At 26.2% G+C, this 13,519-nt stretch carries 16 protein-coding genes; 2 read left to right on the plus strand and 14 right to left on the minus strand.

Annotation, left to right across the window (positions count from 1 at the left end; translation table 11 throughout):
* The first annotated feature begins 152 nt into the window (after positions 1 to 152).
* The gene (locus BMUR_RS06470) at positions 153 to 1,103 is read left to right on the plus strand and encodes a CobW family GTP-binding protein (RefSeq protein WP_013113800.1); all 951 of its coding nucleotides are present in this window, start codon (positions 153 to 155) and stop codon (positions 1,101 to 1,103) included.
* 67 nt (positions 1,104 to 1,170) lie between these two features.
* Here BMUR_RS06470 and BMUR_RS14945 read toward each other — a convergent pair whose 3' ends face one another.
* From BMUR_RS14945 to BMUR_RS06475, 3 genes are all read right to left on the minus strand, one after another.
* A complete protein-coding gene (locus tag BMUR_RS14945; protein WP_244833523.1) occupies positions 1,171 to 1,560 on the minus strand; it encodes a hypothetical protein in 390 nt (129 codons plus the stop codon).
* A gap of 1,448 nt (positions 1,561 to 3,008) precedes the next feature.
* Positions 3,009 to 3,182 (minus strand): hypothetical protein, encoded by a 174-nt coding sequence (locus BMUR_RS14750; protein WP_013113802.1) that lies wholly within the window; start codon positions 3,180 to 3,182, stop codon positions 3,009 to 3,011.
* A gap of 133 nt (positions 3,183 to 3,315) precedes the next feature.
* On the minus strand, positions 3,316 to 4,464 hold the full coding sequence (locus BMUR_RS06475) for a tyrosine-type recombinase/integrase (RefSeq protein ID WP_013113803.1): 1,149 nt from the start codon (positions 4,462 to 4,464) through the stop codon (positions 3,316 to 3,318).
* A 411-nt stretch (positions 4,465 to 4,875) separates the two neighbouring features.
* Between BMUR_RS06475 and BMUR_RS06480 the strand changes: the two genes are divergently transcribed.
* Positions 4,876 to 5,061 carry a hypothetical protein gene (locus BMUR_RS06480; protein ID WP_013113804.1) on the plus strand — a complete coding sequence of 62 codons (186 nt, stop codon included), beginning with the start codon at positions 4,876 to 4,878 and terminating at the stop codon, positions 5,059 to 5,061.
* A 100-nt stretch (positions 5,062 to 5,161) separates the two neighbouring features.
* Here BMUR_RS06480 and BMUR_RS06485 read toward each other — a convergent pair whose 3' ends face one another.
* The 11 genes from BMUR_RS06485 to BMUR_RS06535 form a co-directional block, all read right to left on the minus strand.
* The gene (locus tag BMUR_RS06485) at positions 5,162 to 5,386 is read right to left on the minus strand and encodes a hypothetical protein (protein WP_013113805.1); all 225 of its coding nucleotides are present in this window, start codon (positions 5,384 to 5,386) and stop codon (positions 5,162 to 5,164) included.
* Between the two features lie 149 nt (positions 5,387 to 5,535).
* Entirely contained in the window at positions 5,536 to 5,745 is a 210-nt protein-coding gene (locus BMUR_RS06490; RefSeq protein ID WP_013113806.1) for a hypothetical protein, read from the minus strand.
* A gap of 14 nt (positions 5,746 to 5,759) precedes the next feature.
* On the minus strand, positions 5,760 to 7,643 hold the full coding sequence (locus tag BMUR_RS06495) for a hypothetical protein (RefSeq protein ID WP_013113807.1): 1,884 nt from the start codon (positions 7,641 to 7,643) through the stop codon (positions 5,760 to 5,762).
* Between the two features lie 81 nt (positions 7,644 to 7,724).
* Positions 7,725 to 8,264 (minus strand): hypothetical protein, encoded by a 540-nt coding sequence (locus tag BMUR_RS06500; RefSeq protein WP_013113808.1) that lies wholly within the window; start codon positions 8,262 to 8,264, stop codon positions 7,725 to 7,727.
* 137 nt (positions 8,265 to 8,401) lie between these two features.
* Positions 8,402 to 8,839: a hypothetical protein gene (locus tag BMUR_RS06505; protein ID WP_013113809.1), complete on the minus strand. Its 438-nt coding sequence runs from the start codon at positions 8,837 to 8,839 to the stop codon at positions 8,402 to 8,404.
* A gap of 1 nt (position 8,840) precedes the next feature.
* Positions 8,841 to 9,434 carry a glycoside hydrolase family 19 protein gene (locus BMUR_RS06510; protein WP_013113810.1) on the minus strand — a complete coding sequence of 198 codons (594 nt, stop codon included), beginning with the start codon at positions 9,432 to 9,434 and terminating at the stop codon, positions 8,841 to 8,843.
* A gap of 3 nt (positions 9,435 to 9,437) precedes the next feature.
* Entirely contained in the window at positions 9,438 to 9,782 is a 345-nt protein-coding gene (locus tag BMUR_RS06515) for a hypothetical protein (RefSeq protein ID WP_013113811.1), read from the minus strand.
* Between the two features lie 73 nt (positions 9,783 to 9,855).
* Positions 9,856 to 10,245 (minus strand): helix-turn-helix transcriptional regulator, encoded by a 390-nt coding sequence (locus tag BMUR_RS06520; RefSeq protein ID WP_013113812.1) that lies wholly within the window; start codon positions 10,243 to 10,245, stop codon positions 9,856 to 9,858.
* Positions 10,242 to 10,442 carry a hypothetical protein gene (locus tag BMUR_RS06525; protein ID WP_041749991.1) on the minus strand — a complete coding sequence of 67 codons (201 nt, stop codon included), beginning with the start codon at positions 10,440 to 10,442 and terminating at the stop codon, positions 10,242 to 10,244. Before BMUR_RS06525 ends, BMUR_RS06520 begins: the two co-directional genes overlap by 4 nt.
* Before the next feature lie 10 nt (positions 10,443 to 10,452).
* On the minus strand, positions 10,453 to 12,396 hold the full coding sequence (locus BMUR_RS06530) for a hypothetical protein (RefSeq protein ID WP_013113813.1): 1,944 nt from the start codon (positions 12,394 to 12,396) through the stop codon (positions 10,453 to 10,455).
* 12 nt (positions 12,397 to 12,408) lie between these two features.
* A complete protein-coding gene (locus BMUR_RS06535; RefSeq protein WP_041750081.1) occupies positions 12,409 to 13,518 on the minus strand; it encodes a hypothetical protein in 1,110 nt (369 codons plus the stop codon).
* Position 13,519: the final 1 nt, after the last annotated feature.

A 13,519-nucleotide genomic window follows, 5' to 3' on the forward strand; every position in this document is an offset into this window, starting at 1 on the left:
ATCAACTCAATAATCTCTCATTAGTTTTATAAAAAATATTATACATAAAAATAATAAAAAATACAGCAATTTAAATTATAATTCTATTATATTTATAGCTTTAATATATAAACTATTATATAATAATACAAGCTCATCAAATAGGAGTAAACATGAAAATACTTATAGTATCAGGATTTCTTGGTGCAGGTAAGACAACACTTATCAAAGAAATGGCAAATAAAACTAAAAAAGATTTTGTAGTTATGGAAAATGAATACGGTGATGTTGATATAGATTCCAATATACTTAAAGATGAAGGTATGAATATTTGGGAGCTTACAGAAGGCTGTGTATGCTGCACTATGAAAAAAGATTTTGCCTCTTCAATACTTACTATAGCAAACTCACTTGACCCTGAATATTTAATTGTTGAACCAACTGGCGTTGCCAAATTAAGCAATATTATTAATAATATAAAACAAATTCAGTATGATAGAATAGTTCTTCTAAAACCTATTACAATTATAGATGCAAATGCTTTTGACAGTTTTTTAAGTTCATATGATGATATATACGCTGACCAGATTTTAAATACTTCCAAAATTATTATTTCAAAAATAGAATCCAAAGAAAAATATGAAATAGATGACCTTATAAACAAAATAAAATCATTAATAATAAAAAATAATGTATCATTAGATAATATAGAAATACTTAAAGAGCATTATTCTAATAAAAATAAAGAATGGTGGGATAGCATTTTACAATCATTTTTAGATGATAAGTATAAGGCTAAAGAATTAGAAAACAAGAAAAATGAAGAGATGCCGGATTCTATAAGTATGAAAGGCTGTCAAGTGATAAATGAAAATAAATTTATTCTTCTTCTTGAAGATATTATACATGGCAGATTCGGACATATCGCTAGGTCTAAGGGTGTTATAAAATGCGGTAATAATTATTTAAGATACGATGTTGTAGACGGAAGATATGCTGTTACCGGAGCAAGCGAGAATGATGAACTTGAGATTGTATTTATAGGTAAAGATTTAAATAGAAAACTTCTTCGTGAAGAGTTTCAGCCTGTTTATAGAGAGAATATAAAACATAATCATGATTGAATAAAATTATAATTTTTAGGATATATCTAAACAATTATAATATATTTGTTAATCAATAAAATATGTTTTATATGTATAGTAAATTACTTGTTTTGTATAATAGTAGGTAATCAGCCGCATACCATCGCCACAGGCGGACTTCGTCTCGGGTACGCGTTGACATTTTATATAGAGTAGATAATACCGTGCGGGAAGGTTCCCCGAACGAAGATGAGGGAGAGCTCGCTGTTGACAAACTTAAAAGTTTAACGAATTTTTTAAAATCTATAAGAAAGCGGTACAAGGCTTTATTTTTATTGACCATTAAAATACAAGCAGGACATAAACTATTTGAGAGATAGTTTTTCACACTTGTACCGCATTTCGAGCTTATTAAAATTAAAGAACTATTACTTTTATTTTTCTTCTGAGCATACAACTCTTTAGAAGATAGTATTATACCTCTATCATCTTTCATTTTTATGTCCTTATAATGCTTACAAAAGTTTCTCAGGCTTTTGTTTTTGATGCATTTTTTAATTTTAATGGTCATTAACTAATATACACAAAATAATTTTAAAGTCAACAAAATAAAAAAAATTTTTAAAACTAATTTTTTAATAAAATAAATTTGATTTTTTAGTAGGTAGGTGGGTAGGTTTGTATGCAGTTTTTGGCACATTTCTTGCAGTAGGTTAACTACTTACCTACCTACTTTTTAACTTTCTTTTTAATTTAAAGATTTTAAAAATAAAAAACTAAAAAACATAGTTATCTGGTATTTATAAAAAAAGCCCTGTTTTTGAAGTTTTTTAATCTGGCATACATAAATCTATATTAAACCTAAAAAAGCCCTAAAAACAAGCCTCTACGCTTCAAATAAAGCCCTTCAAATAAAAAATCAAAACTCAATTTTTTATGATGTTATCGCAACAGCATAAATCAGCATTACAAAACGCCTTTTATAGAAAAAATATCATAAAAAAATTATACAGTAAACGGCTATTCTTTAAACTTAACAAAATGACCGTTTGCGACTGTAAACGGCTATTCTTTGAACTTAACAAAATGACCGTTTGCGACTGTAAACGGCTATTCTTTGAACTTAACAAAATGACCGTTTGCGACTGTAAACGGCTATTCTTTGAACTTAACAAAATGACCGTTTGCGAAAAATCACCAAATCAATGATAAAAAGTTAAATCAAAAAGTTTTGAGTTAATTTTTAATGAGCTTATATTCTCTAATGATTTTTGATATTGATATATATTTTGATTTTTTAATCAGAATCAATTATTAATAAAATATTTATGATGAGGGTTAAAAAAGAATCTGCCTTATCTAATATGCAATGCAGTTTTTTGTATTTATCTTTATTGATTATTTTGATGAAAAAAGTTAAAATGTACTTTACTATTTTTAAAAACAGTAATATAATTTTGATGTTAATATAGGACATTGTTTTATATCTCCATTTAAAATGATGTTTTTTAGGGTAAGGTTTTCCTAGAACCTTACCCTGTATATTGCTTATTTTTTTATTTCTTGTATAAGCAATATTAATGCTATTATGATGATGAATATTTCACCAGTACTCATAAGGAATCACCTCCTTTTAATGTGAAGTATTCAGGGCTGGAACTTTGCAGAGTTTCAGCCCTATTTTTTAAGTCTTAATCAAAATGAAATATTGATAAAATATTTATAATCAATGTTAATATAAGATTGCTCTTTTTTAATATTGAGTATAATTTTTGATATTTATTTTGATTAATAATTTCAAATAAAATTAATAGAATGCTATTTACTATTTTTAAAAATAGTATTAGAATATAGCTATTACGCATAGTTTGAATCCTTTATTTAAATTATGTTTCAAGGGTAAGGTTTTCGCAGAACCTTACCCTCTTTTTTTATTTAGGCTGATTACTTTTTATTTACTTCATTGATATACATTTTATGCAGTTCTAATAAATACTTGCTTACTCTCATATTCAAACTGTCAGCCTCTTTCTTCATCTCTTGAAATGCTGTCTTTGTAACTCTCAAAGTTATCCCTATATTTTTTTCTTCTTTGATAACAGGTTTTAATTTTTGCATACCGCACTCCTTATAAATTTATTTTTTTAAAAAATTTATACTGACATCATTTTTTTAAAAAAGCGTCTGTAAATATAAATTTGTTTATATTTTATTATACAGTAGTATGGTATAGTATAAATATATAGTTTAGCTATACATTTTTTGTACTCAGTTTATCAATCCTGTTACTAAGCTCATTCATTTTTAGAACTATTGTATTAAGCGTATTTGTTATATTTTCCTGAAAGTCATTTTTTATATTTTTGATTTCATTATCTCTATTTATTTTTTCTGTATTTGCTTTATTGAATGGGTGATTACTCATTGCATTTTTTATCATATTCATAAGCACATAAATATATCTGCTTGTTGTTGTGTTAATATTTGAATGTCCCATCATCTTGCTTATTAAATAAGTTTCTGTTCCGCTCTCTGCCATATCAGTTGCAAACCCACGTCTAAAAGAATGGCAGGTTATTTTTACCTTATTTCTTTTTGATATTACTCTCATAATCATAGTCATAGTTTCTATTGCTAAATCCTGACCATTATTTTTTATAAAAAGATTATTCTGTTCTTTAATTTTATTTTTTCTTAATATCTCATCACGCTCTGCTATATAATCAATTAATACATCTTTAATCATATCAGAAAAAACAACTATGCGAGGCTTACTTCCTTTGGTTTTATAAATAGTTATAGTTTTGTTTTCAAGATTAATATTTCTAATATCTATGCCTGCAGTTTCCTTTCTGCGAATGCCTGTGTTTGACATTAAAAGCATCATTAAAATATTTCTTTGATTTGTGAAACTTTCTTTTGAAGTTCTTTCTATTTTTTTTATAATATCTAAAGTTTGATTTGCTTTTACTACCAACTGCTCTTTTATTATTGGCTTTGGTCTTTTTATATCATCAAAAGTATCTATCAATATTTTAGCTTCTATTATTTTTTTCTTATGCAAAAACTTTAAATAACTTTTAACAACATTTATTCTGCAGTTAATAATATCAGATGATAATTGATGTTCTGTTTGATATGATATATATTTTTCTAATAATTCTTTATTTATATTTTTGTATAAGACTTCAGTGTTGCAAATATAGTGATAGTCTTTTTCAGAGAAAATAGAATAATCATTATCTTGTTTTATTATGAACTTAAAAAAATATATAATATTATTTTTATATGTTTTTACAGTTGATGGGCTTTTATCTATAGAAAGATAATCAGCAAATTGAAGGATAAAATTGACATCTTTGGAATAATCATAAAGATTATATTTTTCAGCATTAAGCATAAAAAAACAACTCCATTTTTATTCTAAAAAATTTGCTTGACTTTTGAAAAAGAATAGAGTTGTTTTCTTAGATATAATTATTATCGTCTTAAATAATTTTTCATTAAATATTTTTTAGATTTCATTTTATACCTCTATCGATATTTCCTTATATTTTTTTATATATCTATATAAAAAATATTTTTTTAATATCTTAAAAAATTATTTTTACTAAATAAAAGAGGAGGTGAATTATGTCTTTTAATTTAGAAAAAGCTATTAGAGCAATATTTGTTATAGCCAATACCGTAATTGCTCTAATAGACATATTCAAAGATTAAGGTTAATACCTTATTAAAAGCACCAAATATATTACTGTATATTTGGTGTTAAAATTATAATATTAAAATAAATAATATCAAGGAGTTGTATATGACTAATGAATTAGAAAAAAAAGAAGAGTTAAAAAAAGCACCAAAAAAATTACACTGGGCTTTTACAGCTTCAGAAGAGTGTATTAATGAAATGAAAGACTATGCAAGAAAGTACAATATGTCTTTAGGCGAATATATAGAGGCTATTCATAAAAGATATTTAGAAAGCATACAAAAAAAATAATAAAAAATAGGGCAGAACTTTAAAAAAGCTCTGCCCATAAAACATTTTATTATAATTTAGGAGAAAAAAATGGTAGATGAATAGTAATATTGATTATTTATTATTTATCGCCTTCAAACTTTGACTGATAGCTTTTAAATCCAGCAAGTCCAAGCAAACCTCCCATCAAAAATGGAAGAGCTTCACCAAGCCTAACATCTTTAGAAAAAACTAAAAACGCTATACAAACAAGCATAACCGCTGAACCTAATAAACTTATTAAACGCATAGATGATAAATGCCCAGTCTTTGAACATAGAAGTAAATCTTTAAAGGTATTAAACATAAATAACCTCTGTAATAATTTTTTAATATAAAAAACTTAAAAATAAAAAATTGGGAGCATCTGCTTGATTTATCAAGCAGATACTTAAAGCGGACAATTTTTTATATATAAAATAAAAAGTAAATCTTTTAATACGTTCATAATGCGTCCTACGAAATTACAGCTATAAAAAACATCACACATCCGTAAGTTAATTTAATAAAATAATATATTGATGTCTTCTCTTTAATGAGAGCTTTTAATCTCTCTTTAAATGTTCCTTCTTTTTCATTCATAAACTTATTATAGTATTTTACTATTCCAATGAAAGTAAAAACTACCATAGCACCTATTAAAAAAATTAATATTAATTTAAACATGTTTACTCCTTAATTTATATTTGTTTAGGCAATATCCAATCTATATTATATGCAGTTCCAGCAGTTCCTCTAAACTCTAAACTGCACATGAAACCATTATTATGATGATAAACAGCTTTTAAGCTGCCTTCATTTGTACTGATATCATATTCTGTATTATCTTCAAAGAAATCAATGATACCGCTGTTTGTATAAAAACTAAAATTACTTTCTCCGCTTGCAAATATTAACTGACCTTTTATTTTATATTTTCCTTCTTCATAAACTATTCCAAAATCTTCGCTTACTTTAGTAGGAGACATTTTATTTATTATTTCATTATTAAATAATACTATTTTGCTGTCTATCAATTTAATATTATCAAAATGTTCATTAGTTACAGCAGTTTCAGAACTTTTTTGCATATTAATATATAAATAATTTTCAAATACTAAAATCATAATGATAAAATTATCTGTCATTATAACAGGTACAATATTTTTAATATCTGCTTCTATCTCTTTTGCTGTTTTTATAATCATTTTAGAACTTGTATTTGCATCTTCATATATTTCTATATTTCCTTTTAAGCTGTAAGAATTATCTGCATTTTTTACTAGAGATAAATTACTGCAGTCTTTTACTTTATTATCAAGAATTGGCGATCCCAAAATGGAGGAGGCTATTTCAAAATTAGAGTTATTAATTCCTAACAATATTATTAAACTGTTAAATTTATCATTTAATATTTCTATAGCATTTTGAAGATTTTTCTCTTTTTCTATTTTTTCAACATCAACATTTTTCTGAGCTGTTAAATTAAAAGAAAGTATTTCATCTTTTTCTATATCAGTATCATCAGTATGCTTTATTTCTAAATAACCCAAAGTCATATTGATATTAGAATATTTCTCTGATAATTCTGTTCCATCAATAACAGATTTTCTTATATAATATTTTATAGGCTTATTTTTATTAGAAGTAATCATATCATTTGCTTCTATATAATAGCTGTCATTTTTATCAGTTTTTATATCAAGATAATTTTCTAGCATAAAAATATTAAAAATAATAAATATTGTATTTCCAACTTTTGACTTCGTATTTCCTTGAAATACTATTTTTTCATTTTTATTATTTGCTTTTATGAAAGAAACTGTATCATTAGTACCTTGAATAAATATAAAATCTTGATAATTTCGTATATTATTTACTGATATTTCTATATTAATATTTATAGTATATTCTTTAGCTTCAAAACTACTAGAATCTTGTTTTCCTATAACAAACATAGGACTTCCAAAAACTAAAGCAAAATTATATTTAAGTTTTTCTTCTCCTTCTATAACTATTTCATTATCTGATGCATTTGCATATTGATAAATAAACTGTGATAATTCATTTGTTATATATATAATATCTTTATTTTTTTCTTCACCTTTTTTTTGTATAGATATTATGTTAAAGATAAGATTAGAAGAAGTATTATTATTATTATTATATATTAAAGTACCTTTCAAAACATATTTATCAGTACTCTTTTCTAATACTAGATCATAAACTTCTTCTGCATTATCTATATGAGATAAACTATTTAAATAATAATCAGTTACTAAACTGATATTATAATTATCACTTAGTTGATTTTTTATTGGCGGAAAATCGTATCCGTCTGAAAAATCTAAATTGGCATTATCATTATTAAAAGCTATTTTATCAGCTGATGATGTACTTCCGTTTGTTAAACCATCAACTCTTTCTTTTAATTCTTTTATATTAGAAATAGGAGCTTCGTTAGCTTGTCCTCCTTTTATTTTTTCTATATTTGATATTATTTGATTAATATCTTCTGCATATACAGTTTCTTCACTCTGCCTTGCAGATACTTCTTTATATTCGTTAGGTTTACTTAAAGCCATATAAAACTCCTAAAAACATGGATGTTTTTTATACAGCTGCTACACGGAGGTAAAAGCAGCTGTATACATATTATTTATTTTTTATATAAGTAATAATTCGTTCCTACTTGTATGTTGTACCATAGCTGCCATTCGCCAATCTTTATAATACTTTCTTGGTATCTTCTCATTAAATCTTGCCGATTTGTTACGGACTTGATTATAAATATTTCTGGCGGTGTAGAAAGCGGTACTTTGACATATTTTGTTTTTGTACTGCATGAAGTTAATATCATTAAAATACTTATAAAAATTATTAGATATATTATTAAATGTTTCATGTTCTGTCCTTGTCAGTAATTCTTCATCTATATTTTTTATCATTAAACTAGAATTACTAAAACTATTTTGAAACTTCTCATTTTCTTTAATAAATAATATTTCATTTTGAAGCGTTTGATTATTAAGCTCCAAGCCCTTAATATCTTCCTGATACTGTGCAATCTCTTTTTCTTTTTTATGTATTTCACTGTCTTTAGCAGCTATTAATACTATAAAAATAGAAACTATTAAAACCATTATGACTGCTATAATGATTTTTTTGTTTATTTTTGACAAAAAGCCCGTTATTATTGGTATCATATATACTCCTATTATTATATTTTTTAATCTTTTTTATTTAGTAAAATAAAGAACAGCTTTTATTATTGCTATGCTCAAAAAAGCCTATAAGTAAATCGATAATAAATTATCGATTTGGCTTTTTTTTCGCTTTTTTCTTATTTAGTAAAATAAAAAATAGCTCCAACTATAGTACCTATTGCTGTAAGAAGTCCTGCTATACCCACAACCGCTTTTTGAAACTTATGCAAAGTATCAACAGTAATATTACCTTCTAAACTTTTCTTTATTTCTTTTAATTCATTTTCTTTTTTATCTTTATCTTCTTTCATTTTCTGTAAAAAATCCTGTATCTGATTTTCAAGCTTTTCTATTCTTAAATCTATTTTGATAAAATCTTCTGATAGATTATCTAAATATGTATCATAGCTTTTTATATCATTTCTAAGATTTTTAATTTCTTCTTTTACTTCTTCCATTTTATGAATAAGTCCGTTTCCGTTTTTTGTACCGTCTTCATTAAGACCGACTGTATTTTCTATACGCATTAATCTTTTTTCCAATACAGCAGTTCTGCTTTCTTTTGATGCAGGCATATTAAACTCCAAGTATATTTAATATATTTTTATATCTTTCTTCTCTGTCTTCAAGTCCATTGTATCCGCCGTTAATAAGTTTAGTAACTCCTTTTACATCTCCTTTACGTGCTAGCAAACCGCAGCCTTTTTCTTTCCAAAATAATAATGCAATCTCTATAGCATTATTAGGCTCTTTGGCAAGGTCTGGATTATTAACTAAGTCAGCATTTATTTTTTTACCATAGTTTTTATAATTATTTTTTCCAGTAAGCTGTATTATTCCTCTTCCTCTATATTTATAGCCTTCGTTTTCAGCATTACCTAAACGACCGCCATAAACAAAGTTGCCAATAGCCTCAGCTCCCTGAATACATAACTTTTTAGCATTTTCCAAACTTCCAACCCTTTTTTTGAAAACTTCAAAAAGCCTTTGAGGTGCATATCTGAAGCTCTCTTCAAGTCTTTTATAATCATTGCTTTCATGTGTTGTTTGTGCCAAGAACATAGCAGCTTCTTTTATGTTTGTAATGTTATGTTTTTGAAAAGCATTATTTAATGGTAAAAGCCATTTCTTATTTATACCGATTTTATTTAATGTATTTTCATTTAGCATAGATTAAGCCTCTTTATTTTTGTTTTGTAATTCATATACTTTTATATATTCAGTTTTTTGTTTCTCTTTTGCTATTTGGAGTGTTACTTCTCTTTGCTTTAAGACTTTAATCTCTGTTTCTATATTCACTATAGCTTCACTGTATTGATATGATGTATTTTCATGCATTGATATGTTATATCCGTTATGAACTACTTTGCCTTCATGTTCTTTTAATAATGCAAGAACATCATCTTTTAAAGCCTCAATATTTTCTTTATTTTTTTTCTCTTCATTTTTCAGTTTTATATATTTTTCTATTAATGAAGTTTCTTTTTTATTTAATTCTGTTATACTTTCTTTTGCCATGTTTTATCCTTATATCTATATTCATACACTTATATAAAAAAATATAAGGATAATTCATTGCCTAAAGAAAAAATTATAAAATATACGGCATTATCTGTATCATTGAATCCTGAAGTTCTTTCTTTATACTATTTAATTTTTGAGATACATTACTTTGAGACATTTTTAATTTTTCTGCTATTTCTTTTTGTGTATATCCTTTTGCAAGCAGTTCCAGCATTTCCCTTTGGTCTTTTTTTAGTAATGCTATTATTATTCTTTTACTGTCTCTATCTTCTACTTTTGAAAGTCCAAAAGTATATATAACTTTAGAAATATCTGTTTCAAATACATTAAATGTAGCGTCAGAATAAATATCATTGTTATTTTTTTTATTTCTTATTGCTTTTTTCATATCATCACATAACTCTCTGCATTTATCTCTCTTATGACATAAATTGCAGGTATTAGTATTTTTTTTCATTTTTTATCTCCTAAATTATTTATATACTCTGCTATTTTTAAAGCATCATAAGTATTGCAAATATTTTTAATCTTTAATTTTTTCTTAGCCGAATCTATATCATTTTTCAGCTCAATATACTCAGTGTAATTATTGCTGTATGCTATATCTTCTAAAGACATATTATCTATTGTAATAACTCCTAAACTCGTAATCATAATCTACCCCCTATAATTGTCTTAATTTTATAATATTGTCAAATATATTAAGTTTAAGTATTTCACACTTACAAGGCTTTATATAATAACTTCCATCTTCTCTTTTATATTCTATCTCTACTATATCAAATAGCTTTAGAAAATCTAAAGTTTCATAATATTCAAATGTATAATACTCTTTTAATAAATATCTGCTTTTCATTATTTCATTAGATAAGCTCACTGCATCTTCTTTTCTTTTTAATAAAGTTTCAAACTCTTCATGAGCATTTATTCTATGTCTTTTTTTAGCTTCCTCTTCAAAGTCAGTATTTTTGTATGTTGACTTTAATAAATCATATTTAATACTTAAGCTTGATAAATACTCATCACTTTCTACTGTTTTATCAACTCTGCCCATGCAGTACTGTTTTATTTTATATTTAGCTTCATTGCTGCGAAATCTTGTACTGATAAAATCTATTTTATTGTTGTCTATTTCTAATCTTCCTTGTTCTAAAAAAGAAAGTTCTCCTATTAAATCAAGTGTAGTCTTTTTATTATCATTATCAAGAAGAACTGTTATTTCTCTTGAACGTTCTTCTTCAATCTGCCAATTTTCTATATTATAATTTTCTTTTATGTATGCTATGTTTTCATAATCTTCTAAAATCTCACGCATTAAAGTTAAAGATTTATAAGGAGGTATATCTATTTCTGCATATATCTCATATAAATTATCATTAGTATCTGTTATAGAATGTACTTGGTTTTTTCCTCTAAAAATTAACTGTCCTCTTTCTTTATCTAAAGTCCATACTCTTTGCTCTCCGTTTCCGTCTTGATAATCTTTAAACTCTGGAATAAATATCTCCAATTCTCCGCTTATAATAGTACCATTTTCACGTTCTATTATTTCATTTTCACTCTCTGGTGTTTCTATAAAATATATATGAGGTTTTAATTTATTGTCATCAAGCGGATCATTTCTATTAACAATACTTTCTATAGCATTCCTTGAAGTGTCGCATATTTCAAAAACTACTTCAGGAATCAAATCAGGATTTAGTATGCTTGGAGTATAATATTTTATAGGCTTTAATTTTACTGTAATACCATGTCCTGCTGCTAAAGTTCTGCATGTGTCAATAATATCTTCTCCGCTTTGCACATTCTCAGGGAAGTTCTTTAAATCTGAATATTCTTTTTCACTGAAAACATTTTTAGGAAGCTCAGTAGAAAAAGAAGCTCTTATATCAGATGCTGTTATCGTTATAGTTTCTAAAAAAGAATATTCAGGTTTTTGAATAAAACCAGAGAATATAATTTTGGAATCTAAAAAATCACTTCCATCAAATATTTGTCTTACCAAAAATCTATTGCCGTATAAATTAGAAAAATCATCAAAAAGTCCGTCATCATTTCTTAAAGTAACAGACATTTCATTTGTTTGAATAGTATCAAATGCAAGTGAATCGCCTTCTATATCCGCTGTATCTATTTCCTCCACTCTAGGCTCTACATACATATTATTTAATTCAGTAATTAAACTATTATTACTATCAAGCACCGAAGGTGGGCAGGTGTCCCATTCACGTGTGGAGAATAATTTTTTAATATTTATAATAATATTCTTTTTACTGTAAGGAGTTTCAAAGTTATTAAAATGCACGGCTATATAATTAATATTATCTTTTTTATATTGATAATAAGATTTATTCTGTTTATAAAGAGCTTCTAAAGAAAATACTTCTATATATCCTCTGTCATTATCCACACTTACAGAGCCAATATTATATAAATTATATAATTCATCTTCTTGAATATTAAATAATTCATTAAAATAAGAACTGCTGTATAATGAGTATATTTCATTAATACTTGCAGTCCATACACCTCCGAAAGGTGCAAATATTAATCTAGTATCAGGACTAGAAATATCAAGCTCTATAATATTAGCAAAACTCTTAAGCATTTTATAAACCTACTATTTCTGCATATACTCTATAACTGCTGAACCATTTTCGCCATTATTCATTCTTGTTGGATTACCATCCATATATCCGCTAACACCTCCAGATCCTACAATAATTTTAATTTTAGAATAAGCTCCTATCATATCTCTATTTATATCTACTGTAGCAGCTGAACCAGAACCGCCTCCTATTGACCCATTGTTACCTACATTATGTACTATCCCATTACCGCCATTTCCTCCGCTTGCTAAACATTGACTTTTTAAAATACCGCCTTGACCAGGTTTTCCATTATTACCATTTGATCCTTGATATAATTTACCTTGTCCGCTAGATTGACCTGCTAATCCTGAACCTTGAGTTAATCCTGTCATTTTTCCGCCGCCTCCTCCTGTGCAGGTTGTTATTGCTATATCATTTATTAATACTTGAGAATTGCCCCCATTTGTAGCATTATGATAACCATTATCGCCTGTTTCTAATATTGTCATACCAGCACCTCCTCCGCCTGAACATATATGCACAGTAATACTATTAACATCGCTTGGAAAGTCAAACTCATGTTCTCCTGCTCCAAAGCTCACTGTTTTTCTTTTTAATGTCAATCCTTTTCTTTGAAAGTCATTAATATTCCAATATTTCTTTTCAACATATCCGCCTAAACTAGTATCATATTTCATTGATAATCTTAAATATTTTGATGTTACAATATTATTATTATCTTTGACATAAAAACCTCTGTTTTCATAATCATAAGCTGGAAAATCTTCACTTTCTTTACTGCTTCCTGATGCTATTTCTGCTGTTAAATAATCATTATTACTATCTTCATTATCTCTATGAATAACAAGTTTTATATATCTTAAATCTTTATTACTATCAGTTGTATTATCAGATAATTGTATATTTTCAATTGTTTCAAATAATCTGCCTTCAAACTCGCAAATGCTTCCTGCTAAAATGTCAGGCAATTCTCTGTCTGTATCATTCCAATGATTTAATTTTATGCCGTCAAAAGCAGTATGAAGAATACGCATTTTCTGCATAATAATATTCTGCTGTCTATAGCTGTCTAGTAAATTACTTGGATTTTCTTCAGGTTCTTTTATAAGTGTAAAAATA

The organism is Brachyspira murdochii DSM 12563 (assembly GCF_000092845.1).
In the GTDB taxonomy this organism is placed as follows: Bacteria; Spirochaetota; Brachyspiria; order Brachyspirales; family Brachyspiraceae; genus Brachyspira; species Brachyspira murdochii.

Excerpts from the sequence above, each read along its gene's own strand:
- BMUR_RS06470 (WP_013113800.1), top strand. The coding sequence starts at position 153 with ATGAAAATACTTATAGTATCAGGATTTCTTGGTGCAGGTAAGACAACA.
- BMUR_RS14945 (WP_244833523.1), bottom strand. The coding sequence starts at position 1,560 with ATGAAAGATGATAGAGGTATAATACTATCTTCTAAAGAGTTGTATGCT.
- BMUR_RS14750 (WP_013113802.1), bottom strand. The coding sequence starts at position 3,182 with ATGCAAAAATTAAAACCTGTTATCAAAGAAGAAAAAAATATAGGGATA.
- BMUR_RS06475 (WP_013113803.1), bottom strand. The coding sequence starts at position 4,464 with ATGCTTAATGCTGAAAAATATAATCTTTATGATTATTCCAAAGATGTC.
- BMUR_RS06480 (WP_013113804.1), top strand. The coding sequence starts at position 4,876 with ATGACTAATGAATTAGAAAAAAAAGAAGAGTTAAAAAAAGCACCAAAA.
- BMUR_RS06485 (WP_013113805.1), bottom strand. The coding sequence starts at position 5,386 with ATGTTTAATACCTTTAAAGATTTACTTCTATGTTCAAAGACTGGGCAT.
- BMUR_RS06490 (WP_013113806.1), bottom strand. The coding sequence starts at position 5,745 with ATGTTTAAATTAATATTAATTTTTTTAATAGGTGCTATGGTAGTTTTT.
- BMUR_RS06495 (WP_013113807.1), bottom strand. The coding sequence starts at position 7,643 with ATGGCTTTAAGTAAACCTAACGAATATAAAGAAGTATCTGCAAGGCAG.
- BMUR_RS06500 (WP_013113808.1), bottom strand. The coding sequence starts at position 8,264 with ATGATACCAATAATAACGGGCTTTTTGTCAAAAATAAACAAAAAAATC.
- BMUR_RS06505 (WP_013113809.1), bottom strand. The coding sequence starts at position 8,839 with ATGCCTGCATCAAAAGAAAGCAGAACTGCTGTATTGGAAAAAAGATTA.
- BMUR_RS06510 (WP_013113810.1), bottom strand. The coding sequence starts at position 9,434 with ATGCTAAATGAAAATACATTAAATAAAATCGGTATAAATAAGAAATGG.
- BMUR_RS06515 (WP_013113811.1), bottom strand. The coding sequence starts at position 9,782 with ATGGCAAAAGAAAGTATAACAGAATTAAATAAAAAAGAAACTTCATTA.
- BMUR_RS06520 (WP_013113812.1), bottom strand. The coding sequence starts at position 10,245 with ATGAAAAAAAATACTAATACCTGCAATTTATGTCATAAGAGAGATAAA.
- BMUR_RS06525 (WP_041749991.1), bottom strand. The coding sequence starts at position 10,442 with ATGATTACGAGTTTAGGAGTTATTACAATAGATAATATGTCTTTAGAA.
- BMUR_RS06530 (WP_013113813.1), bottom strand. The coding sequence starts at position 12,396 with ATGCTTAAGAGTTTTGCTAATATTATAGAGCTTGATATTTCTAGTCCT.